General features: G+C 40.9%; 20 protein-coding genes and 1 tRNA gene. 11 read left to right on the top strand and 10 right to left on the bottom strand.

Going from position 1 to position 26,903, the window contains the following annotated elements:
* Positions 1-10: 10 nt before the first annotated feature.
* From GGD38_RS28800 to GGD38_RS28765, 8 genes are all read right to left on the bottom strand, one after another.
* Positions 11-3,289, bottom strand: coding sequence for a SusC/RagA family TonB-linked outer membrane protein (locus GGD38_RS28800; protein WP_375302798.1), 3,279 nt, complete (start codon positions 3,287-3,289; stop codon positions 11-13).
* Positions 3,290-3,638: 349 nt separating this feature from the next.
* Positions 3,639-4,832: a FecR family protein gene (locus tag GGD38_RS28795; RefSeq protein WP_375302799.1), complete on the bottom strand. Its 1,194-nt coding sequence runs from the start codon at positions 4,830-4,832 to the stop codon at positions 3,639-3,641.
* A 156-nt stretch (positions 4,833-4,988) separates the two neighbouring features.
* Entirely contained in the window at positions 4,989-5,594 is a 606-nt protein-coding gene (locus GGD38_RS28790; RefSeq protein ID WP_375302800.1) for an RNA polymerase sigma factor, read from the bottom strand.
* Between the two features lie 772 nt (positions 5,595-6,366).
* Entirely contained in the window at positions 6,367-7,578 is a 1,212-nt protein-coding gene (locus tag GGD38_RS28785; RefSeq protein ID WP_375302801.1) for a hypothetical protein, read from the bottom strand.
* Between the two features lie 50 nt (positions 7,579-7,628).
* On the bottom strand, positions 7,629-8,918 hold the full coding sequence (locus tag GGD38_RS28780; protein ID WP_375303745.1) for a nucleoside hydrolase-like domain-containing protein: 1,290 nt from the start codon (positions 8,916-8,918) through the stop codon (positions 7,629-7,631).
* Between the two features lie 33 nt (positions 8,919-8,951).
* On the bottom strand, positions 8,952-10,307 hold the full coding sequence (locus GGD38_RS28775) for a glycoside hydrolase family 28 protein (RefSeq protein ID WP_375302802.1): 1,356 nt from the start codon (positions 10,305-10,307) through the stop codon (positions 8,952-8,954).
* A gap of 147 nt (positions 10,308-10,454) precedes the next feature.
* Positions 10,455-12,482 carry a RagB/SusD family nutrient uptake outer membrane protein gene (locus GGD38_RS28770; protein WP_375302803.1) on the bottom strand — a complete coding sequence of 676 codons (2,028 nt, stop codon included), beginning with the start codon at positions 12,480-12,482 and terminating at the stop codon, positions 10,455-10,457.
* A gap of 18 nt (positions 12,483-12,500) precedes the next feature.
* A complete protein-coding gene (locus GGD38_RS28765; RefSeq protein ID WP_375302804.1) occupies positions 12,501-15,785 on the bottom strand; it encodes a SusC/RagA family TonB-linked outer membrane protein in 3,285 nt (1,094 codons plus the stop codon).
* Positions 15,786-16,277: 492 nt separating this feature from the next.
* Here GGD38_RS28765 and GGD38_RS28760 point away from each other — a divergent pair, with 492 nt between their 5' ends.
* From GGD38_RS28760 to GGD38_RS28740, 5 genes are all read left to right on the top strand, one after another.
* Positions 16,278-16,526 carry a hypothetical protein gene (locus GGD38_RS28760; RefSeq protein ID WP_375302805.1) on the top strand — a complete coding sequence of 83 codons (249 nt, stop codon included), beginning with the start codon at positions 16,278-16,280 and terminating at the stop codon, positions 16,524-16,526.
* 215 nt (positions 16,527-16,741) lie between these two features.
* Positions 16,742-17,059 (top strand): RNA recognition motif domain-containing protein, encoded by a 318-nt coding sequence (locus GGD38_RS28755; RefSeq protein WP_375302806.1) that lies wholly within the window; start codon positions 16,742-16,744, stop codon positions 17,057-17,059.
* 75 nt (positions 17,060-17,134) lie between these two features.
* Positions 17,135-17,398, top strand: coding sequence for a short-chain dehydrogenase (locus GGD38_RS28750; RefSeq protein ID WP_375302807.1), 264 nt, complete (start codon positions 17,135-17,137; stop codon positions 17,396-17,398).
* A 514-nt stretch (positions 17,399-17,912) separates the two neighbouring features.
* A complete protein-coding gene (locus GGD38_RS28745; RefSeq protein WP_375302808.1) occupies positions 17,913-19,829 on the top strand; it encodes a PAS domain S-box protein in 1,917 nt (638 codons plus the stop codon).
* A 43-nt stretch (positions 19,830-19,872) separates the two neighbouring features.
* On the top strand, positions 19,873-20,517 hold the full coding sequence (locus tag GGD38_RS28740) for an MEDS domain-containing protein (protein WP_375302809.1): 645 nt from the start codon (positions 19,873-19,875) through the stop codon (positions 20,515-20,517).
* A gap of 1,043 nt (positions 20,518-21,560) precedes the next feature.
* On the opposite strand, the gene GGD38_RS28735 is transcribed toward GGD38_RS28740, so the two are convergent.
* Positions 21,561-21,631: transfer RNA gene (locus GGD38_RS28735), tRNA-Cys, on the bottom strand.
* A gap of 135 nt (positions 21,632-21,766) precedes the next feature.
* On the opposite strand from GGD38_RS28735, the gene GGD38_RS28730 reads away from it, so the two are divergent.
* The 6 genes from GGD38_RS28730 to GGD38_RS28705 all read left to right on the top strand — a co-directional run bounded on the left by GGD38_RS28730 (position 21,767) and on the right by GGD38_RS28705 (position 25,474).
* Positions 21,767-22,642: a nucleoside phosphorylase gene (locus tag GGD38_RS28730; RefSeq protein ID WP_375302810.1), complete on the top strand. Its 876-nt coding sequence runs from the start codon at positions 21,767-21,769 to the stop codon at positions 22,640-22,642.
* Positions 22,643-22,721: 79 nt separating this feature from the next.
* The gene (locus tag GGD38_RS28725) at positions 22,722-22,889 is read left to right on the top strand and encodes a four helix bundle protein (RefSeq protein ID WP_375302811.1); all 168 of its coding nucleotides are present in this window, start codon (positions 22,722-22,724) and stop codon (positions 22,887-22,889) included.
* Positions 22,876-23,067, top strand: a complete 192-nt coding sequence (locus GGD38_RS28720) for a four helix bundle protein (protein ID WP_375302812.1) — start codon at positions 22,876-22,878, stop codon at positions 23,065-23,067. Before GGD38_RS28725 ends, GGD38_RS28720 begins: the two co-directional genes overlap by 14 nt.
* A 58-nt stretch (positions 23,068-23,125) precedes the next feature.
* Positions 23,126-23,911 (top strand): diaminopimelate epimerase, encoded by a 786-nt coding sequence (dapF, locus tag GGD38_RS28715; protein WP_375302813.1) that lies wholly within the window; start codon positions 23,126-23,128, stop codon positions 23,909-23,911.
* A 157-nt stretch (positions 23,912-24,068) separates the two neighbouring features.
* Positions 24,069-25,007 carry a magnesium transporter CorA family protein gene (locus GGD38_RS28710; RefSeq protein ID WP_375302814.1) on the top strand — a complete coding sequence of 313 codons (939 nt, stop codon included), beginning with the start codon at positions 24,069-24,071 and terminating at the stop codon, positions 25,005-25,007.
* 11 nt (positions 25,008-25,018) lie between these two features.
* Complete coding sequence (locus GGD38_RS28705) at positions 25,019-25,474, top strand: NUDIX hydrolase (RefSeq protein WP_375302815.1); 456 nt, start codon at positions 25,019-25,021, stop codon at positions 25,472-25,474.
* A 23-nt stretch (positions 25,475-25,497) separates the two neighbouring features.
* On the opposite strand, the gene GGD38_RS28700 is transcribed toward GGD38_RS28705, so the two are convergent.
* Positions 25,498-26,421 carry a hypothetical protein gene (locus tag GGD38_RS28700; RefSeq protein ID WP_375302816.1) on the bottom strand — a complete coding sequence of 308 codons (924 nt, stop codon included), beginning with the start codon at positions 26,419-26,421 and terminating at the stop codon, positions 25,498-25,500.
* Positions 26,422-26,903 lie beyond the last annotated feature (482 nt).

Here is a 26,903-nt window from a genome sequence, read left to right as displayed (position 1 = left end):
AATGCAAAATTTAAAAGTTAAGTGAAATACCAAAAGCAATAACTTTTGAAGGGGGCATACCTCCAAAATTTTGTGTTTCGGGATCCACGCCTTTGTACTTCGTTATTACAAATAGATTTTGTGCGTGAATAAAAAGACCACCTTTTTTTATTCCCGCTTTACTTAACAGGCCAAGAGGCAGATTGTAAGACAACGAAACGTTCTGTAAACGAATAAATGATGCATCAGTGAAAATACCGTCAGATTGTGATCTAAATCGTGAATCATCAGTCCCTGGCAATGTTGTATAACGTGCAAATTCTGAAATGTCCCCGTTTTTTTGCCATCGTGACAATACTGCAGTAGGCATATTGTTCAAAGTACCCGCCTGCAATCCAAAGAAAGCATTTTGACCAATCTGTTTCATAAAATTGAAAAACAGGCCCAGTTGCCAGTTTTTATATGAAAAGTTGGTTCCAAATCCTCCTAAAAATTTCGGATTCAAATCGAAAGGAATTAAGTCGCTTGTAGTATCGACCGAAGAAGTATTAATTACACCATCCCCATAAGTGTCTTCGAAAGTATATTGACCAGTTTGCCCGTCTACACCAGTATAATGTAGCACTCTTCTTATGTTCAGGGATTTTCCTATTATCAGCTTTCCGTAATATGGGCTTTTTTCAAAATAAGGATAATCCAATAATTTATTTTTGTTAATCGCTACATTGAAGTTAATATCCCATTGGATACTTTTTCCCTCCCAAATTTTCGCCCTTAAACCTATTTCGTAACCGGAATTCTCCACATAAGCGGGAGAATTGGAAACTACCGAAGAGAATCCTGTATAAGAGGGAACTGGAAATGCAACCAATTGATTGTCGCAGCGATTCCTATAATAAGCTGTCGATATGCCAATGCGGTCGTTGAAAAAGTTTAAATCAATTCCGGCCTCGAGCTTTCGATTTTCCTGCCAGCGATAATCCGGGTTTGCATGTTGGTCCGGTGCTAAAGGTACAATACCGTTATATGCAGGGTTTCTGGCACTCCACCTGGATAGGTAACCATAGGCTGGCCCTTCGCTTCCTGTTGTTCCGTAACTAGCTCTAATTTTTCCATAGCTCAAAAACTTCAAATTGTTTTTAAGCCAACTTTCCTCTGAAAATATCCAGGCGACTCCTAATGCGCCAAAGTTGCCGAATTGTCTTCCCTCACCAAAATTGGATGAACCATCCCTTCTGCCCGAAATATTCAATAGGTACTTATTTTTAAAGTTGTAACCAATTCGCGCAAAAACAGCTGAGTATCGATATGATCCTACATTTTCACTTGCAGCTTGAGTGGGTGCATTTGAAATTGTACGAAGCAAAGCATCATTAGTATAACCAGTTCCTGAAATTAATTGACCTCGGGAAGTCGTTCCCTGAGCAGTTCCCCCAATTAGGACATTAAATTTGCTTTGCCCCAGGTAACGGCTATATTCCAGTTGAGGTTCTATTATCCAGTTCCTATTTATATTATTACCGAACGCTGCACTGCCGGTTGGGTTTGTGTTTGGATCTTGGGAAGCAATTGGAGTAAAAGATTCTTGGATAGCCTGGGCAGTATTAAAACCGAAACTAGTACGGAAAATGAGGCTTTTAATCACTTCATAGGTAATGGTTAAGTTGCTATTTAAGAAATGGGTTTTTGCATTATATGGCTGCAAAAGGCCGGCAAATCTAAATTGCGACCTGGCCGGATTCCAGCCATTATAGTTTAACTTTCCGAATTCATCAAAAACATCAGGCGCATTAGGAGGCAGAATAACAGCCGTACCAGGTAAACTTATCATATTTGACTCTGAAAATGAATACCCTGTAGTAAAACCGATATTAAGCTTTTGATTGCTGCTGCGTTGGTTTAAATTAAAAGCTATTGACCCCCGTTGATCTGCACCACTTACAACAAGAATATTAGTTACTCTGCTATATCCTGCGCTTAATCGAAATGAAGTAGTTGCATTTCCGCCCGTTAATCCAACTTGAATTGCGGTGTTTTTGCCGGTACCACCCCAAATATATTTTTGCCAATCTATATAGTGTGTAGAATCCCAAACTAACAGGTCTGGTGCGTTTCCGGTAGTAATTGTTTGACCGGAATTTTTAAACGCTTCTCGTCTCATTTCGAGGTATTGTTCTGTATTTAACATATCCCAAAATCTTGTAATTCTGGAAATTCCTTGTTGAAAATTTATATCCAACTTAGCTTTGCCAGCTTTGCCTTTCTTTGTAGTAATAAGAATAACTCCGTTAGCCGCCCTTGACCCATATATCGCTGTAGCATCAGCATCTTTTAAAACCTCAATACTTTCAATGTCTGAAGGGTTTAAGCTAAATAATGGGCTTTGGCCGTTTGCAGGGCCAAAAAGTCCATTTTGCAAAAAACCACTTGTACCATTTACATTTGAAGCCCTATTTGATGATATATCCATAATAGTTAGGGGAACGCCATCAATTATATACAATGGATCTATTACTATTTTGGGATCTATTGAATTTCTGCCCCTGAGCTCGACTTTATAAGGAGCGCTTGCAAAGCCGTTCGTTTGCGAAACAATCAGTCCGGGAATACGCCCCTGAAGAGCTTGCAGCGGATTGATGACTGGTTGTTTACTTATTTCATCAGAAGTAACTCTTGCTATATTTCCAGTATTAAATCTTTGAGTTGTTGTCCCATACGCCTGCATCACCACCTGGTCTAACTCATTCACAGCCGGCTCCATCACTAACGTAACCAATAAAAACTCACTCACCTTAATACTACGTTGTGCATAACCTGTATAAGAGATCACCAGTATATCGTTGAGACTTACATCGTGAAGCAAAAAATTACCATTGGCATCTGTAGAGGTTCCCTTACCGGTACGTTTATTCACAACATTGGCAGATACTAAAGGTTCCCCATCTTTTGTAAGTACCCTTCCCTTGAAATCCCCATTGTTTACGCTTACAGTTTCGGCCTGCCTCACATTTATAAACTCCTTCCTCTTCACAAACACCGTACTCTGTACAATCTTATACTCAAAAGGCTGCCCGCTAAAACAAAGCTCCAGTGTTTGCTGTAATGTTAATTTGCTTACCGAAAGTGTAACAGGTTTTGCATCCCGAAACAGCCCTTCTTCATAGAAGAAGTTAAACTTTGATTGCCGCTGAATTTCTTTTACCACTTTATCAAGTGGCGCATTCTGCAAATTCAGCGTTATGGTTTGCGAGTAAGTCTTTGCACTTACCTGCAATACTGCAGTGAGCAATAGGACAGCTGTAAGTTTCATTGCCGGAAGAATTGTTTTGTTGCTGCGCAACTGTGTTTTGGTTACACCCCATAGCATACAGGGTTTCCTGTAATCCCGGTAACAGGATCTACAAAGAGCACTTAAATACATACCTTTGCAATTGTTTAGGTTAAAAAATAGCAGTCTCCAGATTGTTTATGTTAACCTGATACTTACCGCTCCGGCTCCTAACCCGGGGCGGCTTTCTTTTAGCAGTTAACCCAATAACTAAAAATGTTTGTGATCAATGGCGGGGATGAAGGCATAATGATCATTTCATCGTAGGAAGCCTCCGTTAGCTGCAAATGAGCTTGTAATCATTTGCTAAGGTTGTATAATCTGAAAGTGCTTATGGCAGCACCAAAATCTTCTTTCCGTCAATTTTAAAATGAACGCCTACATACTCAATTCCTGAAAGCAATTCCGATGCTTTTAGGTTACGTGAAACCCGGCCGGTAAACCGCTTTTCCGGTATACGATCATCATAACTTACTTCTACATCGTACCAACGGGCTACCTGCCTCATAACGGTCTTTAGATCTGCATTATTAAATTGAAAAACGCCATTCTTCCATGCTATTGCTTCTTCAACATCTGCATCGGTATTAATTCGCACAGGAGTATTGATATTACCTGTCACCGATAACGCCTGCTGGCCTGGCTTTAACCTTGCTTCAGAGGAGCCGTTTGAAACTATTACAGCGCCTTCTATTAGCGTTGTTCTGGTATCATTTTCCTCGCTATAGCACATCATATTAAATTGAGTGCCCGTTACTTTCACAATCATGCCATTCTTTGATCTTACAATAAAAGGCATGTTGGCATTTTTAGCTACTTCAAAATAAGCTTCACCATCTAACTCAACCAGGCGTTCTTTACCTGTAAAAGCAGTAGGGAAATGCAGAACGGATGCAGCATTCATCCATACATTTGAACCATCGGATAGTTTCAACTGATACTGGCCACCTTTGGGAGTAGAAACGGTATTATAATAAACATCGGTAACAGGCCCCTGGGCATCATAAGTTAGTTGTCCGTCGGCTGTTTTAACGATGGCAGTTTTGCCTTGCATTGCTAGACTACCTTTGTTAACACTTTCTAAAACAATTCTTTTACCTCCCGATAAAGTAAGTATGGCCCTGTTGCCACCGGGTGGTATATCATTTTGCCCCAATGTGGAATGAGGTGCTACTGTAGCAACTTCTGCTTTTTTATTCCGGCTAATAAACAAGTACGCCACAAGAGCCGCAATAAGAATAACAGCAGCAGCATATTTTAATGAGTTCCGTAAAATAAAGATCCTGCCCTTTTGCAATTTGGGAGTAGCTGCCACAATATCTTTCCACATAGCATTAGAATCAACCGCATAAACTGCCTCCAGGTTAGCGTTTAAATTGTCACTGCTGGTCAACTTTTCAAAAAACAGGCGGTTGTCCGGTGAAGCTGCCAGGTATGCATTTAACTCCTCGGTTTCCACAGCATCCAGTTCCCCTTTCAGGTATTTAAATGCCAGTTCCGATAGGTTATGTAAGGAGCTATTCATCCAATAACAGGAATTAATGGTTAATAAAGGAAGAAAATATACCCTTATATATTAAAGACAACCAACTATGAGGTTTCATCTAAAACACAACAAAAAAATAATATAGTTTTTTCCGGCTGCTATCCTGGGAGAATCTCGTGACAGAATATTATAATATCAATTTTGGCTTTTTTGGGAAAACAAGCTAATCAAAATGGAAACAATTGCAAGCGCTCGGGAAAGGTCTTTTTCATTTAAAAGCGCTATACGTATCAATTTCAAGCCACGCGCTTTTTGATTGCGAACAGTGCTAATTGAGATCTTATAATGATCGGCAATTTCTTCATAGCTATAACCCAGCAGCGTCATCTTAAACACGTTGCGGCATTTTTTAGGCAGCTTTTCAATAGAGCAATAGACCATTTCTACCAATTCTGCTTCAACTTCATCTTTGAAAAGCTCCTCCTTATCTTCCATCAAATACCGTAATTGCTTATGGCCATGGGAATGCGTCGCTTGCTTTTTTAATGAATTGAGGCAGGCATTACGAGTGAGCGTAAATAGAAAGGCTTTAATATTTTGAATACTTTCAAACTTTTCACTTGTTTGAAACAACTTAATGAAACTATCTGTACAAATATCCTGGGCTTCCTGTGTATTACTTACAATTTTATTGGCCACCACAAGTATTGAAGGATATAGCTGTTGGTACAACCCACGAAAAGCTCTTTCATCACCTTTATTGAACAGGGCAACCAGATTATATCCAGAATCGTGTTTCATCTACGCTTATGTTCCTTTTATTATATGCGCTGAAAACCCAAACCGAAAATATTAAATCATTGCGTTTTTTAAAACAATTTGAAGAATTTAATCAGTTGCAAAGCTAATAATAACCGTTTTTGAATGGTTTTGTAAGGTTTTCACCTCTCCTTCTCAGATTTTTACCTTTCCCATCGGGTTTTTGACATTACCGTTAGGGTTCTTCCATAACCCCATTCGGTTATTGACGTTACCTCATGAGTTTGTTGACTAAACCTATTGGGTTCTTCGCTTTCCCCACCAGGTTTTCAGTAATACCTGTTGGGTTATAGTCATAACCCAACAGGCTTTCGTCATTACCCGACTGGCTTTCATTATTACCCGGCAGGCTTTCATTATTACCTGATAGGAATTCATCATAACCCGGCAGGTTATCGCCACTACATAATCGGCTATCGTTATTAACTGACAGGCTATATCACCCCCCGATAGCTGTAACGCCTAAGGTTGACTGGTGAAGGCCATAACCTTATTAACGAACACCATAACCTTATTGGAAAAGGCTATTACCTGGCCGGGAAAGACCATAACCTGATTGGGAGAGGCGTAAACCTGATTGGTGGAGGCCTAAACCCTGATTGGTAATGTTCGTAGCCTGTTTGTGCCAAGCAGAATCCAGGAAGAACAAGTTAAAAAATGAATTGGTGTAAGTAAATTCCTGCCAGGTGATCTTAATACCTGAGTGTGTTGCCTCAATACCCGGATAGGCAGCAGTAAATAATGAGTTGGAGTCTTAATCGGGCACATAGGCATCATCCCCAATTCCAAATGCATCCCTTGAATCGGGATAAAAATAAAACAGCTTTCTTACCACCTGGCCGTTATTATATCGCATCTCAATTGAATACCCATTTAGTTTATATGTTCCCGCAGAATTTGAGTTTGAATATGTTGAAGTACTAACGTCAAAATCGGTATTGGAACCGCCCGCCACTTTCTTCATGGTGAACTGCCCCTTATCATTAAAGTTGATATTGTTCGAAACTACGATCATCGTATTTCCTCCCATGGCCGTGTTACCGCCACCGCCAATGGTCATAAAGGCCCCTTTTAATTTTTCGTTGGCAACCGGGGCTTTTGCAAAGAACCAGCCACTCGTCCAGCGTTCCGTTTTCATAACGCCTTTTTCAGGTAAGGTTACCGTTAGGGTTTTACCTTCCTGTTTCCAGGTACCCCATCTATTTGGTTCAGCAATTTTTGATGCAGCCACGTCTAAATCATAAGGCGCCACTGTAGGATACCTGTAAATGCTTCCATTTTGCAACAACAGATAAGGCCGGTATTCAATGATCACCATTCCCCCTACCCCAATGCCGGTTTCGCCATTTATAACAATGCCTTTGATCTCTGCGGGTTTTAAGCCCTGCCCCGGGGCTGTTACAGGCGTTGTTTTTTGCTGCTTAATGGTTGTCGTTGTCGTTTCTTTTTGTTTATTGTCGCTGCTACTAACGGTGTTGCCTGCATTCACTGTAATACCTTCCTTTTTTGCCAGTTCGGCAAAATGACTCATCGCAACATTCAGGTTTGTATTTTTGGGGCTGCCCGGATAAATAACCCTTGCATAACGTACTGTATTGTCTGCTTTGCGATAAGCCACCAGGAAGAAATTCTTCACCTTTCCCGCCTTATCTTCTGCATATGTCCCAAATATGTGTATTGATTGTAAAGTTCTTCGTTGTGGGGTGGCCGATGCCGGAATGCTATAACCTGCTTCCTGAATGGTATTCATGGCCATATTATCAAGCCAACCTGCCAGTTCCGCATCAATATTCTTTTCAAGCGGCATTATCTCATAAGTAAAGTTGCTTTGTAATATCGTATTGGGAGTAAAAATATACCGGTCACCTTGCATATGTTGTTTCCAGCCATCAGGTGGAGTTATGGTATTTTGTGCCAGGGCAGATAAGGATAAAAGTAAGAACAAGATAGGTAGAACGCTTCTCATACTTTTTTTACATGTTCAGCAAAATTCAGACCAGCGATCTGCCCATTAAGTTAATTTCCTTTTAACCACTGCCACCGTTTTGCCCAATCCATCATCACATCATTACGCCATTTCTTAATGGTAAGGCCACCCTGTATTTTGCCATCATATAACTTAGGATCACTACGATCGGTATACCAATGCGGCCCTAAACGGTAATCGGTTGTACGGGTTTTACCCGGCCATATATTGTCTACTACAAATTCCCCTGCCTGTTCAGTAAAGCCCGGGATTGCTGAGGTAATTGTATAAGAAATGTTCTCTGCCTGTTTAGGTGTATACCGAACTACATAATTTCCTTCGCCGGCATAATACCCTGCCCATTTTTGTTCACCAATACCGGCTTTTACATTTAATGAAAAACAAGCTGAATCTGCCGGGATCTTTATTTTAGGTCCCTTTATATGAAATTCCAGTAATGAACATACGGTAACAGTATCGGCCAGGCTGGTATTGCGGTTAAAAATAAGGCGTGGACTGTGATCGAATTTTTCAAAACTTCCGCCCCACCCTTCTTTTGTTGGATCGTTGGGATCGCCATCCATCATATATAACAGCGAAGGGGTATCGCCCATTTTTACATTTCCACCATAATAGTTTTTGAAATCGGGTCCCATATGGCCGGCACCTGCCATATACTTTTCATAATAGTTAGTGGTAATTACACTGTCGGGCAAACCTTTGTTGCCTGAAAAGAAACCGTAGTAAGATGAATTTACTTCAATAAACCACAGGTCGGCAAAGTTGGCAACAATGTATGCATAACTGTTGGTGCTCCATTTTTTATTTGGTCCGCCTATCCAGTATACTTTAATTTTCTTTCTGATATCGGGTGCATCATGTAATGCCTGCGCCACATCTTCCAGTCCGCCCCATACCAGCACCCAAAGGGGTTCGCTGCTTTTCTTCCGGGCGCATTTAACGATCCAGTCAGATCCTTCGGTAGCTTTTGAATAACCGGCAAATGGTGCTGCACCCTGTTTGCCCTGTTTACAAATGGCGCGTAATGCATCGGCCTGGGGAAAGCCTTCGCTATGCATTTTAAGTTTGGGCAGATCTTTTTCGTACAAATCAATCATGGTAAGCAAACTCTGTTTTGTACCATGGCCATACGAAGGCGAAGAAATAAGGCCTTCGGTATTGAAAATATTGCTGTACATCAGAAAATGGATCATTGACTGATTATCGTCGGGGTCGGTACCGCCAATATCGGTACTTATAAGAATACGCGGCTTTATGGGAACTGGCTTTTGTGCAGTTGAAACCAGGTAACAAAATAAAATACCGGAAATGACAAACATTTTTTTCACTCGTTAGAAATTTATGTAAAAAACTTAAAAACGCTTCTCGCCGTTAACCGTTACATTCTTCAGGGTAAAACGCTCTATCACGGAGGTATCAATATCCAGGAACTTCTTCGCTTGTAAGTTCAGGTTCTCAAATGTAAAATCAGATAACTTATACGTGTAAGCATTTGCATTGCCCTTATTTTCTGAAGCACCTACATTAAAGAAGTTTTCACAGTTCAGTTTTATGTTGCGCATGGTAATATTTCGGCTAAATGAACTTCTCGACGCTTTTTCACCTTTGAGGTCGAAGAACTGTGTCCATGGGCGCACAAATAAAAAGTTGCCAATATCACTGCCTTCAATATCTTCAACCAAAACATATTCATAATCCTGCGGTGTATCGGGGCGCATCTTTAACCACAGCAGGCGCTCTGCATTATGCACTTTCAGGCGGCGCAAAATAATATTCCGGTTATGAATGCTTTCACTTCCCAATGTTAACACACCATGACAAAAGCCATACGTACAATCTTCAATAATGATGTTTTGGTTCTCGCCATTTCTTTCATCCTTATCGGCAAGCGGACCTTTACCACCTTTTAAAGCAACGGCATCATCATTCACCGACATGTAGCAATTTTTTATCAGAAAGTTTTTACAACCGTCTATATCTACCGCATCGGTACTGGGTGCTTTTACGGGTGCTTTTGGAGAAGAGATATGCAGGTTAAGCAGCTTTACATTTTCACATTTATAAAAGTGGGTTGTCCAAAAAGGCGAGTTCATACATGTTACACCTGATATTTGAACATTTTTACTTCTTGATACATATAACAACCTCGGGCGCATTTCATCCATATTGGTACAATTGGGGTTGAACTCGCGTCTTAACCAGAAAGATTTCCAGTAACGAAGTCCGTTACCATCTATAGTTCCCTTGCCCGAGATCGTGAACCCATCGAGACTATCGGCATTCACCAACGCCGCAAAGTATTTAAGGGATTGGCCTTCCATACGGGTCATAAGAATGGGAAAATTGCTGATATCATCACTGCCCTTCAATTTGGCGCCTTCTTCAAGATACAGATGGGTACCCTGTTTAAAAAAAAGCGAACCGCTGAGGAAGGTGCCCCTGGGAACAATAACCACACCGCCGCCGTTCTTATGGGCCTTATCAATTACGGCCTGTATTTTTTGTGTTTGTAATAATGCACTATCTGTTTTCACACCATTGTCGGTAATACGATAACGCTTTCCCTTATTAATATCGGTAACGTTATTTTGCCTGAACCAATCGGGTATCGGTGTTCCGTCGGGAAATTGTTCCTGGGCAAATACGTAGAGGTTAGGCAAAATGGCAATAATGAGCAGGATGGCCAGCTTAACTTTTTGATTGATCATAATCCTTAATAATGTTCTCGTTAGAATATGGTAAGTACCTGTAAAAGCACAAAATAGCTATTGTTTGCCGAAACGGCATCCTGTACATACCATGGATTATGATGAAAAAAAGGAACACAAAGTTGCCCCCATGTTCCTTTTTCTTTATTACGATTGTGGTAACCCATAACCGTTTGTAACCTGCCCTTTCGATTTACTGATGGTTTCAAAAGGAATTGGCCAATAATACCGGGGCGGATCATTTGGGGAAGTTATTCCGGAAAGGATATTCCGGTCATAGCTTGCTGCATTATCTACAATATCAATTGCCCACCGGGTTTTAATATATCCTTTGCTTTTCAGGTCTGTAGTATCTATTTTATCGTTGAATAAACCTGCAATGGCCAGGTTGTGACTGGTACCTGTTACTTTAACAGTACCTAAAGCACTGTAATTATATTGCCCCCGCCAGCCGGGATAAAGCGCCTGGTTGGTGCTGTCGGTAACATCGTAGGTCAATGGATTTGTTAACTGTACCATTTTTGTCCAGATATAATTGGAGATCACATTACCATTGGCAAATGTATAAGACCCATTCGCTGCGAGGCCACTGATCATATTGGCCATCTGCGTGCGAATGGCTACCGCCTTTTCAGAAAATTTACCTGAACGTATCAGGTCCCAGCGGCGTGTTCCTTCGCCCACCAGTTCCAGTTTGCGTTCCTGTAAGATCGCTTCTTTTAATACATCACCAGACAGTGCACTTAAGTTATGGGTGGCATTTCCAAATGCTCTTTGGCGTATCTGGTTCACCAGGGTAATAGCCTCACCATCTTTACCTAATTCAGCTTTAGCTTCGGCCAGCATCAAAATAACATCGGCCATTCGCAACATGGTCCAGTTCATACCCGATGCTCTTTGACTTACCACGTATGGCGGGCTCATGCGATTATCGTCCCATTTGTTGGTTGAAATGCCTCCGGTGCTTTTATTACCCGGTTTAAAAGAAAGCATCATTTCGTTTCCGGTACCAGTGCTACCAGTAACGGTCACGCTTACGTCTCTACGTTTATCACCATTTTCAAATTCGCTGTAGTAAAAGGAGGGAATAATACGAATAGCGCCAAACACTTTGGTCGGAGCGGCATTGTTGCTGCCACCATCTGATGGCCGGCCAAAAGCATATGGATATTCGCTGGTAGTTGCCGGTGTTCCGCCCTGAATATTACCTATTTCAAACAACGATTCAGGACTCACTTTCAAATTGGCAAAATATTGGAAATGCAATTGGAATGGATTGTTTGCAAACCCTCTTGTGTCTGTAGTAATTAAACCAGATGCGCCTTTATTATCAATAGCTGCCTGAAGGTATTGTTCGGCAATTTTATAATAATCCAGATAATCGGTACGCCGGGCATATACGCAGCCGTATACATCAGCACCTTTTTTAGTAAAATTCACGCCGCCATATAAACCTGCTACATCGGTACGTATGGTTTGATACCCGCCCGAAAAAAGCGCCAGTTGCCCAATGAGTGCATTACAGTACGTTCTTGACATACGCTCGGCATTTATTCCACCCTCACCTATTTTGTACATCAGGGGTTCGGCATTTTTAAGATCGGCTATGAGGCTATCGTAAATGGCGAAACGTGAAGTAAGCGAATAATCATCTACAGTGCTGTTTTCATAACCATAAGGAACATCGCCAAAATGTTTTATCAGATCAAAATAACACAATGCTTTTATGGTCATTGCTTCGCCATACAAATGCGTCCATTCGGTAGGTTTACCGGCAGCTACATCGGCCTGGTAGGCTGGTTTTGCAGCAATAAGCCCGGCTACTTTAGCCGCGCGGGCCAGTGTGGTATAAAGATTATTGAACCCGCCCGAAGCATTATTAACCTGTAACAGATCGGAACGTAAAATAGCATTCAGGTTATTAGTGGAAGTTGCCTCGGGATACATTTCGGCATCAGAACCTACAGGGTCATTCCACCTGTAACCGCCCATAATACAGTTCTGCCGGTAATTGGCATAACACCACGAGAGTGTTTTAAATGTTTCAGAAGGTGTAGAGGTAACAAAGTTATCGTCTACATTAGACGGAGAGGTAGCGTCAAGGAAATCTTTTTTGCATTGTGAAAAGGCAACACACAATGCTATTCCAATTATATAGTTGGTTAGTTTTTTCATTTTTTGTGCTTTTGATCGTTAGAAACTAAGGTTTACACCTACCACATAAGAACGTGCCCGGGGATATGCTCCAAAATCGAGCCCCGTGGTGGGATATATGGCATTGTTATGCGATGCATCGACGTTTACTTCAGGATCGAGGCCCTTATACCCTGTTATAGTAAACACGTTATAGATACTGCCATAAATACGCAGGTTACTGATCTTCGCCTTCGACACAATTGCCTTGGGAATAGTATATCCCAACACAAGTGTGTTCAGGCGCAGGAACGAACCGTCTTCAATACCCAGGGTGCTGGTTATGCCGGCCTCATTATAGGCAAGTGGTAACGTAGCATTCGCATTGGCCGCATTTAACTGATCGGGTGTAGTGAGGCGCACCAGTTGTCCGTTCACTACATCGTATATCTTATACGCGTCGCGTTGAATGGCCAGCTTATTTTCATAAACACCCGCTTCTTTGGGTCCATATAAAGAAGCCAGTTTATTGGCATTATAAATTTGATTACCGTAGCTCCAGTTAAAGTACAATCCAAAATCAATGCCTTTATACGAAGCACTTACATTGAAGCCGCCTGTATGCTTAGGATACATTTTACCTATAACGGCCACATCGTTTGCATCGATGATACCGTTGGTATCAAGGTCTTTGAACTTAGGCAGACCGGGATATGCACCAGTTGTGGAAATACCATGCACAACACCATAGAAGCTACCGAGATTAGGTACATCTTTTTTTAAGGTATATGCCCCATTATTGTAATTAAAATCATCGGGCGTATAAATGCCATCATAGATCCATCCACGAACCAGGCCAACAGGCTGCCCCTGTTTCAGAATATAATCGGTAGCCGGGTTTGATGCACTACCAGCCCAGCTTGCGCCATAAAGACCAGTCACGTTTTCAGCCAGTTTATCTATGTTGTTTTTGTTGAAGTTAATATTACCGCCGGCAGAGATGTTCCAGTCTTTGTTTTCGAAGATGGTTCCGTTAAGTGAAAGCTCGATGCCTTTGTTACTTGTTTGCCCAATATTGGCATATGTAGAGGTAAAACCTGTAATGCCGGGAATGGTGGTCAACATCAGCAGGTCTTTGGTGGTGTTATGATACACATCAACAGTTCCCGACAAACGGTTTTGGAACAAAGAGAAATCGACCCCAATGCCTCGGGTAATGGTTGTTTCCCATTTCAGGTTTTTATTTTCCTGGGTTGATGAAGCCAGGTCATAAGTAGTCAATCGTTGGCCATTGATGGTATATTGCATTCGCTGATCGGTAACCGAGGTCCACAATTGTGACCACGAATTAGCAGGGATGCCGTCATTACCAACCTGACCCAAAGCAAGCCGCAGTTTCAAATTGTTCAACCAGTTAATGTTGCTCATAAAAGCTTCATCGGATACTTTCCAGGCAAAAGCTGCTGCCGGGAAATACCCCCAGCGATTATTGGGCGCGAACTTAGATGAGCCATCGGCCCGGAAAGTGAACGTAAATAAATACTTGTCGAGTAAGGTATAGTTGGCCCGGCCAAAATAAGAAGTGAGCCGGTTAGGCGTAGCTACACTTGAAGAAAATGTAGAAGTACCAGTTGAATCATACTGGTTAATTTGCGCAAATGCAGTTTTTTCATCAAAATTGGAAGGGAAACGGTTCGCCTGTATCGACATACCGGTTCCACCCGAATTGGATACTTCGTACCCACCCATCACATTAAACCGGTGGATATTAGCGAGCTTAAACTGATAGCTCAACGTATTTGACCAACGCATATTCCAGCTGTCGGATTTTCGATAGTCAGCATTGCCGGCAAACTTTTTGTTACCGTCGTCATCAAGATAATTGTTGTAAACAGCCCCCGACCAATATTTCCGCTGGTCCCACGACCGGCTATAAAGCAGGTCTGTATGATAGGTCAGTCCTTTGATGATCTCCCAGTTCAAAGATCCTATATTACGAAGTGTTTGATTTAATATAAGCGGGTTGTAATCTGCAATACGGGCTGCCGGATTATATTCATCCCACAAAGAATTTTTTCCGTATTGTTCTAAGCTTCCCTGCCTCAGTGCATTCAAATCGCCTAAAATATTGGAGGTAGCAATGGGGCGAAAGCGATAAGAAGTGGAAAGCAACGAACCGCTGCCGTTCGTTGTACCTTCATCGCCCAGTGTTTTCAGATCTATAAAACGGGTATCGAGGCTAAGGGTAACATTATCAAACAGCTTGTGGCTTACTTTAAACGATATGTTGGCCCGTTTTAAATAAGAGTTCAGCTTCATGCCCTGTTCGTCGAGATAGTTAGCCGATAAATATATTTTTGTTTTTTCGGTACCGCCGGTAATGGTGAGATCGTGGTTATGTGATACGGAACTATTATATACCTCACGTTGAATGTCGGTAGATCCAAGGTTCCGGTAACTTTCAATTCCGCCGGTGTTACTACCTGCATTTGCGCCCAAACCATACAATTTTTCAAATGGGGTTTGAAATGCCGCACCGTTGGCCGCAGCATTGGCCCATACGTAAGCCAGGTAATCATAAGGGCTTAGCGTTTCGAGGTATTTTGTGGGCGTATTGTATTTATTGTAGCCATTATAACTAATGGTTGTTTTTCCCGCCTGTCCGCCTTTTGTGGTAACCACAATTACCCCATTGGCGCCGCGTGCACCATAAATGGCAGTAGAAGAAGCATCTTTCAATACATCTATGCTTTTTACCTGGTCGGCCGGAATATCACTCAGTGAACCGGGCATTCCATCAATAAGCACCAACGGTTGATTGCTTTGGGAAACAGAACCTCCGCCCCGCACCCGAATACCTACTTCTGCATTAGGACGGCCGTCCTGCGAAATAATGCTTACCCCTGGTAACTTTCCCTGCATGGCCTGGGCAATATTGGGAACCGGCGCTGCGGCAATGGCTTTTCCACTCACCGAAGCTACCGAACCGGTTAAGTTCTTTTTTTCAACAGTGCCATATCCAATAACCACCACTTCGTTCAGGCTGGCTGACTCTTTTTCTATGGAAATGCTCAGCGGCTCGGTACCTTTTACCGTCACTATTTTTTTACCGTACCCAATTAAGCTTACTTCCAATTCTATATTACCCGCCCCGGGTACCTTGAAAGAAAAATATCCCTTGTCATTTGTAAGGGCGCCAATAGTAGTTCCTTTAACTGTCACGGAGACATCTGCCAGGGCCGCCCCGGTACTTTTTTCTGTAACGGTGCCCGATACTTTTTGCTCCTGGGCAAACAAACTACAAGTCCATAGCATCAGTGTAAGAAGAAGCAACTTACGTTTCATACTGCAATCGTTTTGGTGAATGTTAAATGTGGGCGATACTTAATCTCTAATTAACTGTTCTTCAAAACTATATGTAAGTGCCTGGAGAGGGGTTCAATAAATGACCTACTTGGTTCAAATTTTGGTCATGCAGCAATAATTATCTTTAAAAAAGACTGTACGCCAGTTGTTGAACGGTCTTTTTCCCAGGCATTGAGCTGCTGCAACCGGGGTTAACCCTATGAGAGCGTTCACCAATCAGCCGCCCTATAAAAGATCTGATTGAAAAGGAAAACTGAATTTACTATATTTGCCATGTCCTGTTTTTACGTCAAACCAGCCTCCTTTCTTTCTGACGTATTGTGCTTTTCGTTTTTAAAGTGTCGATTTTCAGTATCACGACTTTTTGACTTTTTATCAGTAGTAGTTTATTGTATCACGAATTTGTTCCCGTTCATCAGTTTTGTTAAAGTTTAAGTAAGCCTTTATTAGTTAACTTTTAAAATTAACGTTATGAAGCTTTCTGAATTTATTCTGTTAAATGAGGAGGAAAAAAAATGCGCTGTAATGAATAAGGCAGTTGCATTAGCTCAAATAGCCTACCCCGAAACTATTATTTTTCTCTTTCAACTTGACTCTTATTACATAGAAGCTTATTGCAACAAAGCCGACAAGAGCATTGATGAGTATCGGATATTGCCAGATACGAATGCAATAAGTCATTATTTGGAGGCCATTTCGATAAATGACCTAATAAATTAATAAGTTTGTAAACGCAAAGGCCAGCACTGGTTTCTTAATCCGGTGTTGGCCTTTCTCATTTTAATTATGAAATGTAAAAAATAAGCATTAACTTTATGTTGTTAATTTGAGTCTCGCATTAGTATTCATTAATTACATTGCCTAGTATATCTGCATTTTAGTTAGTCTCTTACTTCTTGCCTTCCTCGAAATTATTTATCAATTAATTATTACAAATGAACATTTATGTTTCAAATTTAAGCTTCGACGTTCAGGACGAAGACTTAAAAGATTTTTTCGCTCCCTATGGAGAAGTTACTTCAGCCAAAGTTATTACAGATAGGGAAACTGGCAGATCAAGAGGTTTCGGATTTGTTGAAATGAGCGATGAAGCCGCTTCAAAAAAAGCAATTGCTGAACTTGATGGTGCTACAGTAGAAAACAGAACTATCAGTGTATCTGTTGCTAAGCCAAAAGAAGACAGGTCTTCCCGTGGTGGTGGTGGCAGAACTGGTTTTAATAGTGGAAATAGTTATAATAAAAATAGATACTAAATTCATTTCGACCTAGGTCAAAAGCCCCGAAAGGGGCTTTTGTATTTACTTAAACTATATTTTAAAATCAGTACTATGACCGTTGAACAAATTGATACATTTCTTCGTAAGCATAAATTTGATCAGAAATCTGTTAAAGTAAGTTTCAAATCAAGAAATGCGCTTATAGGTATGTTTGTTAAAACTGAAGATTATGACCAGTTGAAAGGAAAAAACTTCTGGCGTATTATCATTGAATCAAATAAAAAACAGTACTTATCTTCAAAAGATATGAACCTGACCCGCATTTTTCATGGTACTGCTTTTGTTAAATTATCGGTGGTTGATACCATTGGTTAATGGTTCAATAACATTTGCCAGTTTACCACCTATGAAACTTTGCGTACGTAAATACAAGCTTATTGTTTGCAAAAATGATCGCGAAATGCGATTCTTTTACAAACAAATTTTTGCAGCATGAAAAAATAATGCTATATTACATGAGTAGTTATCTTCTCTCTCGTTTTAGTTCTTATTGTTTTTTATTTAGATTTTTCTAACAAGTCAAGTTTACATTTAATTCAGTTTTTATTATTTCGTCTTTAGAAGATAACTATTTAGAGGGGGCAGGTTCAAATCTGCTCCCTTTTTATTTAATTCTGGCGATTAATCTAATTTACTCGACGTCCGGTTGTATAAACCAATCGCATAGCCGTGATGACAAGACTCAAATTCCAATCTAATTCCGCCTGGCATAATTTTTTATGTTTGTATAAATTGCCCCAAAGTTATCAAAATGCTCAAATCATCATTCCTATAATAGCCGTGTTAAATGCTCAATCCGACAAATACAAATTTGCATACATATAAAAGTATGCAAAGCGAATTCGCAGATTTAGAATTTCTTATAAACTCCATTCCTGCTCTTGTTGCGTATATAGATTGCAACATGGTCCTTCAATTTTGCAACCGGCCTTTCAAGAGCTGGTTCGGTATAAACGGTAACCCAGCTGGTCAAAAGTTTCAATTGATAGCCGGCTCACACATATTTGACCAGGTGCAACGACATTTAGGTAAGATTTTAGTGGGTGATTGTGCTCATTTCGAAATTTTAGTAAATACTCAAAATGGTATTCAATATCTCGAGGCTACACTTAGTCCTGATTTTGATCAATTTCGGCAGGTGAAAGGGTTTTTATTTCACTGTTTGGATATTACTGAAAAAAGCAAGACAGAAAGGGCCCTTAAAGATTACTTTGAAAATGCCTCCATTTGCCTGCATTGGGTAAATGGTGACGGAATTATTGTTTGGGCCAACCTTGCAGAACTAAACCTTCTGGGTTATACGGAAGATGAATATATAGGCCGCCATATTTCAGAGTTCCATGTCAATAAAAGCGCTATTGAAGATATCATGTGGCGTTTAACAAATAAGCAACGAATCGAAAATTACGATACACAACTTATATGTAAGGATGGTTCTATAAAACATGTGACTTTAAATTCATCGGCGTTATGGGAGGGAGAAAAATTTGTTCATACCCGATGTTTTACAATTGACGTTACTGAACAAAAATTGGCTGCAAAGAAAATTAAGGAAAGCGAAGAACGCTTCAGGCAGATGGCCAACCTTGTTCCGCTGGTGATATGGAGCACCGATGAAAATGGCGATTGTAACTTTCTAAGCTCTAAATGGGAGCATTTGACAGGAAAATCAGTCGAGGAGGGGCTCAAAGCCTTATGGTTCTCATTCATTCATCCCGATGACCGGGGCAAAGTGGTCACTTCATGGATGAGTTCTTTTCGTGCAAACCAACCTTTTGAGGGAAAATTCAGGTTCTTAAATGCATCAGGAGACTATATCGTTGCGTATGCAAATGCAAGTCCGATATACGATAACGGAAAGAAAGTCCTAGGCTATATAGGAATTCTTCAAGATATTTCAGCCGAAGAACAGATAAAGTATTCACTCGAAAAAATGGTGTTGGATAGAACTGAAGACGTCAGGAAAAGAAATTTAGATCTTAAGCAGGCGAAAACAGTGTTGAAAAAAAAGAATGAAGAACTTGAAAAAATAAACAACCAGCTATCGTCATTTGCACATATTGCAAGCCACGACCTGCAGGAACCGTTAAGAAAAATCCAGTTAAACCTGGGAAAACTTTTTGCCATGGATGGTGAAAAGATATCGGAAGAAGGCAAGGATTTATACCGTCGTATTATAGATTCAACAAGCCGCATGAGAAACCTGATTCAGGATTTATTAACTTATGCAAGGAGTAACGACTATGAAGGTAAACTGGAAGAAGTTGACCTAAATTCAATTCTTAAAGAGACGATAAATACACTCGATACGAAGATCGCCGAAAAGAACGCAACGATCAGGAGCGAAAAATTGCCTATAGTAACAGTAGTTCCTTTCCAGTTTCACCAATTATTTTTAAATCTCCTGAGTAATGCACTAAAATTCGCGAAGCCAGATAAACAGCCATACATACAGGTTAGCTGTGAATTAGTTGAAGGTAGCGGTCAGAAGAAAGGCCTCGGAGACACTTATAAATCTTATTATCACATTAGCGTTTCAGACAACGGAATAGGCTTCTCTCCCGAGTTGTCAGAAAAGATATTTGAGATGTTTTACCGGTTACATGGGCGCGCGAAGTATGAAGGAACAGGACTGGGTCTTGCAATATGCAAGAAAATAGTAGAGAACCACCAAGGGACAATATTTGCGGATAGCCGAGAGCATGAAGGATCAGTTTTTCACATCTATTTGCCGAATAAAAAATAAGAACAGAAAGTAAAACGAAATAATTTAACGAAAAGTCAAAATAATGAATTCGCTGAAAAATGATAATACCGGATGGGAAACAAGTTCAAATGAAGTTTTTTGGGGCGAAATTGCCCCCTGTGAACACGTGGTTCAAATATATGAACATGATGAAGATTTTCTTGACCTTCTGACAGGTTTTGTTAACGATGGTATCAACGCTGGCGAATGTTCCATGGTTATAGCGACTGCCGCTCATTTGACGGCTTTAAACGAACGACTGATTGCTTTGGGCCACCATATTCCATCTTTAATGTCAAAAACTCAATACATTCCTCTGGATGCGGAAGAAACGTTGTCTAAGTTTATGATAAATGATTGGCCCGATCAGCACCTCTTTCAGAAAGTTATAAGTGAGCTACTAATAAAGGCGAAAGGTAACGGCCGTAGGGTGCGTGCTTTTGGTGAAATGGTAGCAATCTTATGGGCTAAGGGCCAGATAGGTGCTACTGTTAGGCTGGAACACATTTGGAACAAGTTCTGTGAAACTGAAACCTTCTGTCTGTTTTGCGCATATCCTCAGAGCGGTTTTACCCACGACGCCGCTGAATCCGTCATGCATATATGTAGTGCCCATACAAAAATGATTAAAGGTGCAGCGAAAGGTAAAACAGGCGTTTCATATAAAATAATTGACAAAAAGCTGTAATTTGACTCTTGCAAAAACGAGTTATATCAGGCTATGGTCTCAAATATTTTATCAATTATCAGGTATCGTAAAGAAAAATGTTGAACCCAACCCTTCTTACTTTCGACAAATGCTTGGCCTCCATGCTGATGAAAGCGCAAGTGTTTCCTAAAGATCCGGTAAGTACAATTTTCAGGACGAGTAATAATAAGTTACTACCGCAGCATAATTAGTAACTAACGTGTCATAAATAGCTACTAACGACGCATAAAAAGCGGGAAGCGCTTCAATTTTTGATACATTGATAAATGTTGACAACATACGGTCTAAAAATAATGTCTCCCAAGAATTTGACATGATCCAAGTATGGATCATGTTGAATTCTTGGGAATTAGTTACTTCTAAAAACTGTATCGTTGGGCTATATGCGTAGTTAGCATAAATGGCCGGTTAGTTAATAATGCGGGAGAATAAGTGTTGTCTGTACTCAATTGATGCCAGGCAGACCGGGACAAATACGATTCTTTATAAAGAACAGCCGTGCCGATGGCTTAAGTGCGTGAAAATCAATATATTTCTATTAAAGGGAAGCTTATGCAATTGAAAAAAATGTAAATTCTTTTTAATTGAAAGAACTTCTAATTGAAAAAAGTCCTCATTCTTTTTAATTGGAAGCGCATTTGATTGAAAAAACTGCACATTATTTTTAATTGAATGTGCATGCAATTGAAAAAACTGTACATTCTTTTTAATTGATTGGGCTTCCAATTGAAAAAACTCTTCTTTTTTTTCAATTCAAAGAACTTCTAATTGAAAAAATTCCTCCTTTTTTTTAATTAGAAGAACCTCCAATTGAACAAACAGTTCCTTCTTTTTAATTCAAAAGACTTGTAATTGAATTATTCCCTCTTTTTTAAATTAACCCCTGCCCTAAATTTCAACGGACGGGCAATAAAAAAGACCGTTGCCAGCCCCCTGAATTTGACTTGATCCTAAAACAAAGCGGTAACTGTAAAGTTGCGTAAAAATAAAAAAGGACCGCTTTTCAGCGATCCTTGATTCTGAGGTCCCGACCAGATTCGAACTGGTGTAGGAGCTTTTGCAGAGCTCTGCCTAGCCACTCGGCCACAGGACCATATTTCTTGAAATGGTTTAGAGGCTTTTCGACCTCTGCCTATCCGCCAGCTGGCGGACACAGGACCATTTGTTGTGGGGTGTGCAAAAGTAGGATATTTGTCGGATATTTACAGCAATCTTTTCAATCCTTTTTATGCAAAAAATTCAGGAATCGGAACTGATTATCAATAAACGCGGAGCCGTATACCATCTTGACCTGCGCCCCGAGGAATTAGCGCCCACAATTATTACCGTTGGCGACCCCGACCGTGTGGCCGCCGTAAGCAAACATTTCGACCGTATAGAACATAAATGCGCTCACCGCGAATTCATATCCCATACGGGTTACATCGGAAAAACCAGGCTTACCGTCATATCAACTGGTATTGGTCCCGATAATATTGATATTGTCCTCAACGAGCTCGATGCCCTGGTTAATATCGACCTTCAAACGCGTACCGTAAAACCCCAGCTCACCCAGCTGAACATTATTCGCGTAGGAACCTCCGGCGCTCTTCAGGCCGATATTCCTACCGACAGTTTTGTAGTTAGTACACATGGGCTGGGTATCGACAACCTGCTTAATTTTTACAGGTACGAAGAAAATGAGGAAGAAAAAGCCTTGTTACAGTCATTCGTTACCCAAACCCAGCTGAACCATCGCATTAGCCAACCATACATTTGCGGCAGCAGCGCCCATCTTATTAAACATTTCGTCAATAACTTTCATCATGGCATTACGGTAACCTGCCCCGGTTTTTATGGCCCCCAGGGCCGTATTCTTCGACTGGGATTAAGCCATCCGCACCTTATTGACCGCCTTACCCAGTTTACTTTTGGCCCCCACCGTATAACCAATTTCGAAATGGAAACCAGCAGTATTTACGGACTGGGCAAATTACTTGGCCATCATTGTTTGTCGATAAGCGCTATAGTAGCCAACCGGGTCACCAAACAATTTTCAAAAGATAGCCAGGCGGCTATTGAAGTTCTTATAAAAAGAACGTTGGATACGATAAGCGAGTGGTAAGTGGGGAGTGGCTAGTGGGAATACAGGGAAGCGAATGAGGAAATAGTCAATCTATTTTCTCAACTCAATCTTTTATGGAATGTTAAACCTTTCTCACAAAAGCCTGGATGTTTATCAAATCGCGCTTAAACTTGTTAATGATGTATATGGTGTTACTCAACGATTTCCTAAAGAAGAACAATATGTTATAGTCAGCCAGCTACGCAGGGCTGCTATTTCAGTATGTAGTAATATTGCTGAAGGCTAAATCAGAGAAAAAGAGGCTGTATGAAGTAGCCAGAAGTTCAGCAGTAGAGATCGATACTCAAATTGAAATTGCCATCAATTTGAGATATTTACAAAATATCGATATTAAACCCCTTGAAAGTCACTTATTATCGGTATTTAAGATCCTTTGTAAAATGATAGATAATTTAGATAAATAACCCTTGGCCTTTACCTACTAGCAACTCGCTACTAGCTACTGGCCGTTTACAACAGCATATGGAATTGATCTTTCACAAATACCAGGGCACAGGAAACGACTTTGTAATTTTAGATAACCGCGACGAACGCTACAATGGCCTTACCAATGAACAGGTGCGCTTTTTATGCAACCGGCGCTTCGGCATCGGTGCCGATGGACTGATGCTGCTGAACAATGCCAACGGATTCGATTTTGAAATGAAGTACTACAACGCCGATGGCCGTGAAAGTACCATGTGCGGCAATGGTGGCCGCTGCCTTGTAAAGTTTGCCTATAATATTGGGATCAAAAAAGATAAATACTTCTTTATTGCTGCAGATGGTCCCCATGAGGCCGAAATTGACGACGATGGCATCGTGAGCCTTAAAATGAAAGACGTTGATGGCGTTAAAGACTACCACAGCGATTTTATTTTAGATACCGGTTCGCCTCACTACATCAAATTGACCAACGATGTGTGGAATTACGATGTATATAAAAAAGGAAAAGACATTCGCTATAGCAACACCTTCGCCAAAGATGGTATTAATGTAAACTTCGTTGAGCAGAAAAATAACGACGAAATAATAGTACGTACTTACGAACGCGGGGTTGAAGACGAAACCCTTAGCTGTGGTACCGGCGTTACCGCCAGCGCCCTGGTGTGCTATCATAACGAACGGGGTTTCAACGATGTAACAGTACAAACCCGGGGCGGAAAGCTAACCGTTGAGTTCGACCGCACCGACGATGATACCTATCGCAACATTTGGTTATGTGGCCCTGCCGAGAAGGTTTTTGAAGGAAGCGTAACAGTGAAATAGTTTCAGGTTTCAAGTTGCAGGTTGCAGGGTAAAGGAAATCCATGAAACCTGAAACCTGGAACTTGCAACAGCCCCTTTTCAACTCAATTTCCCCTTTTACCTGTTAGCCAAAATTTAGCCTTCGTGTATTGTTTTGCGGCTTACCTTTGCGCCGCCTATGATTCAGTACTTCAAAAATATTAATTATCAAACCGTAGCGATTGATAAACCTGAAAACGGTTCCTGGGTGAATGTTTTACCGCCCCTAAAGCAGGAAGAGTTTTCAGAGTTATCGAATAACCTGGATATACCCCTGGAATTCCTGACCGACTCGCTGGATATTGATGAACGTACCCGTTTTGAAGAAGCTGACAATGTAAAGTTGCTGGTAATTAAAACCCCTACCGAAAACAACTCGTTCAACGAAAGCGACGCTTATTATATCACCATCCCTATCTGTATTATCATAACCCACAACCAGATAGTTACGGTGAACTCGTTCGAGAATGGCGCCATTAAAAAGTTCCTGAACACTTTTCAGAACCGCCACCCCGATAACCGGAAAATGATGGTGCTGAAGATCATTGAAAAGATCACCCAAACCTATCTCGAATCGCTGAAAGAGATCAATCAACGCAGAAATATACTGGAGCAGAAGTTGTACGCCGCCAGCCGTAACGAACACCTGCTGCAACTGATGCGCATACAAAAAAGCCTGGTGTATTTTGTTACCGCCCTGCGATCGAACGAAATGCTGTTGATGAAAATAGAACGTACCAACTTCCTGGCATTGAATGAAGATGAGAAAGAGTTCCTGAATGACCTTATCATCGACAACTCACAGGCGTTGGAAATGTCGAATATTTACACCAACATTTTAAGTAGTACGCTCGATGCATTTGCCAGCATCATTGCCAATAACCAGAACGAAGTGTTGCGCCGCTTATCGGTGATCACTATTGTATTGTCGTTCCCGGTACTGGTGGCAAGTATCTACGGAATGAACGTGCCTATCCCGTATAAGGACTCTCCTTATGCGTTTTATGTTCCGGTTTCATTATCACTTATTATATCACTGGTCATTGGCTGGTTCTTCCTGAAGAAAAAGTTATTTTAACCTATTCCACTATGTTTAACGTAAGAGTATACGGTATCCTCATAAACGAGCATAACCAGGTATTAGTTAGTGATGAATACATTCGCGGCGACTATATTACAAAGTTCCCGGGTGGTGGATTGGAATTTGGAGAAGGCACCCGCGATTGTTTGAAAAGAGAGTTCCAGGAAGAAATGTCGCTCGATGTTCGCGTTGGCGATCACCTGTATACCACCGATTTTTTTCAAATGAGCGCATTCAACCCGGCGCACCAGATCATTTCTATATACTACTACGCTCACGCTCTTGAAGCAATAAAAGTTCCGCTTCGCACAAAGCCTTTCGACTTCGACGAACAACAACTGGCTGTATATGCAGAAAAAAAAGAAACAGAAACTTTCCGCTTCATCAACTGGGATGAATTTTCAGAAGCCTCTGTTCACTTACCCATCGACAAAGTGGTAGCTAAAATATTGAAGTCGATGTAATGTTTGGTTGGGTCACTCGCCCGTTAAAATAAATACGGTAAATGTAACGCCGGTACAATGGCCGCGTACCAGGAATCGATCTGTTTCACTTTCTGATTGGGTAACCTGCGCATTTTCTTTACAAAAGAAATGGGTAACGTGGCTTTAACGCCTTTTTTATCATAGATGTAAATCATTCCACCCTCGGCCCGCATCCCAAAAACATAACCGGTTCCCTCTCCTACCGCTTCCTGGTCCTGCTTCGAAGGCCCCTGTATATAGCTGATCTGCTGCACCTGGCTCGTTTGTAAGAACCGTACCTTGTTAGGGTCATACATGGCCGATCGATCGCCCCGTAAGTTGCTCTCAACAATAGCATCGGGATGACTATGATAATACACCATTGCCTTTTCTTTCAACAAAAGCGTAGCGCCTTTTAACCAACGAGGATCACTCAACTCACCTGAAACACAGGTAACCGTACCATCAGGAAATACAACACCGCCATGCTCTTTATATTTATGCGCATTACTGGTTGCGCATTTGGCGACAATGTTGTTGTACATCTGGCGAATGATCCGTTCATCCTGTAGTGTTACTAAATTTTCAACAACCAACGGATGTTCTGTTTTACCATGCTTCAATAACCGCTGTACTTTTCTTGCTGTAGCACGTGAAATAGATTGTACTTCGGCAGTATTATAATCATCACTTAATCTAACTGTTGAATCACTGGCAGGTATATCATCAAAGATCTGACGGTATGTTTTTTTTGTTTTTAATACATAGGTTGACCGTTTTATGGCATTCACATTACGCCACAATAACTTACCTCGCTCATTGTAGTAGTATGCAGTATCATCAAAGGTGATGGCTGCAACAAGCTTATCGGAATACAGGATTGAAACAGCAAGTAAAATGAAAAAGATGGGGTGAACGCGGATGAATGAGAAAAGAAACTTCTTCATAATGATAAGGTTTACAGTGAAAAATAAATACAGGGCATTACCACCGGATATAAGTGATAACGGTAACTGATTTGTTGGAAAATATGAGTAATTCCTGGTAGTGTAGCAATTCCTGGCTAAGCTATAAAACAGTGCAGTAGTGTAACTAACGGGCTGCAATATTATGCTGTATAAATTGTTCAGCCAAATTTACAGCTTACAGAAAACACTTTTGTGAACTACTCATTTCTTAATATTATTATAAGAAACTGATAACGATTTATTATTACATTTCGATTTCCAATATTTAAAAGGCAGTGTGGCTATTATGCCGGTTGAATCGTACATACACAGGCGGGCACAGTATTAATTCTCAATGGTGGTTCTGCATGTAAAGCAACGGCTTCTCTGAAGATTGGTAATAAGGTACGCGGTAACCAAACTAACGGTAAACAATATTAGATTTTATACCCCATGCCACCAAATTAATTGGTGCTTTAAAA

This window comes from Niastella sp. OAS944, from assembly GCA_024809215.1.
GTDB lineage: Bacteria > Bacteroidota > Bacteroidia > Chitinophagales > Chitinophagaceae > Niastella.
This window is presented reverse-complemented; position numbering and strand designations above follow the sequence as displayed.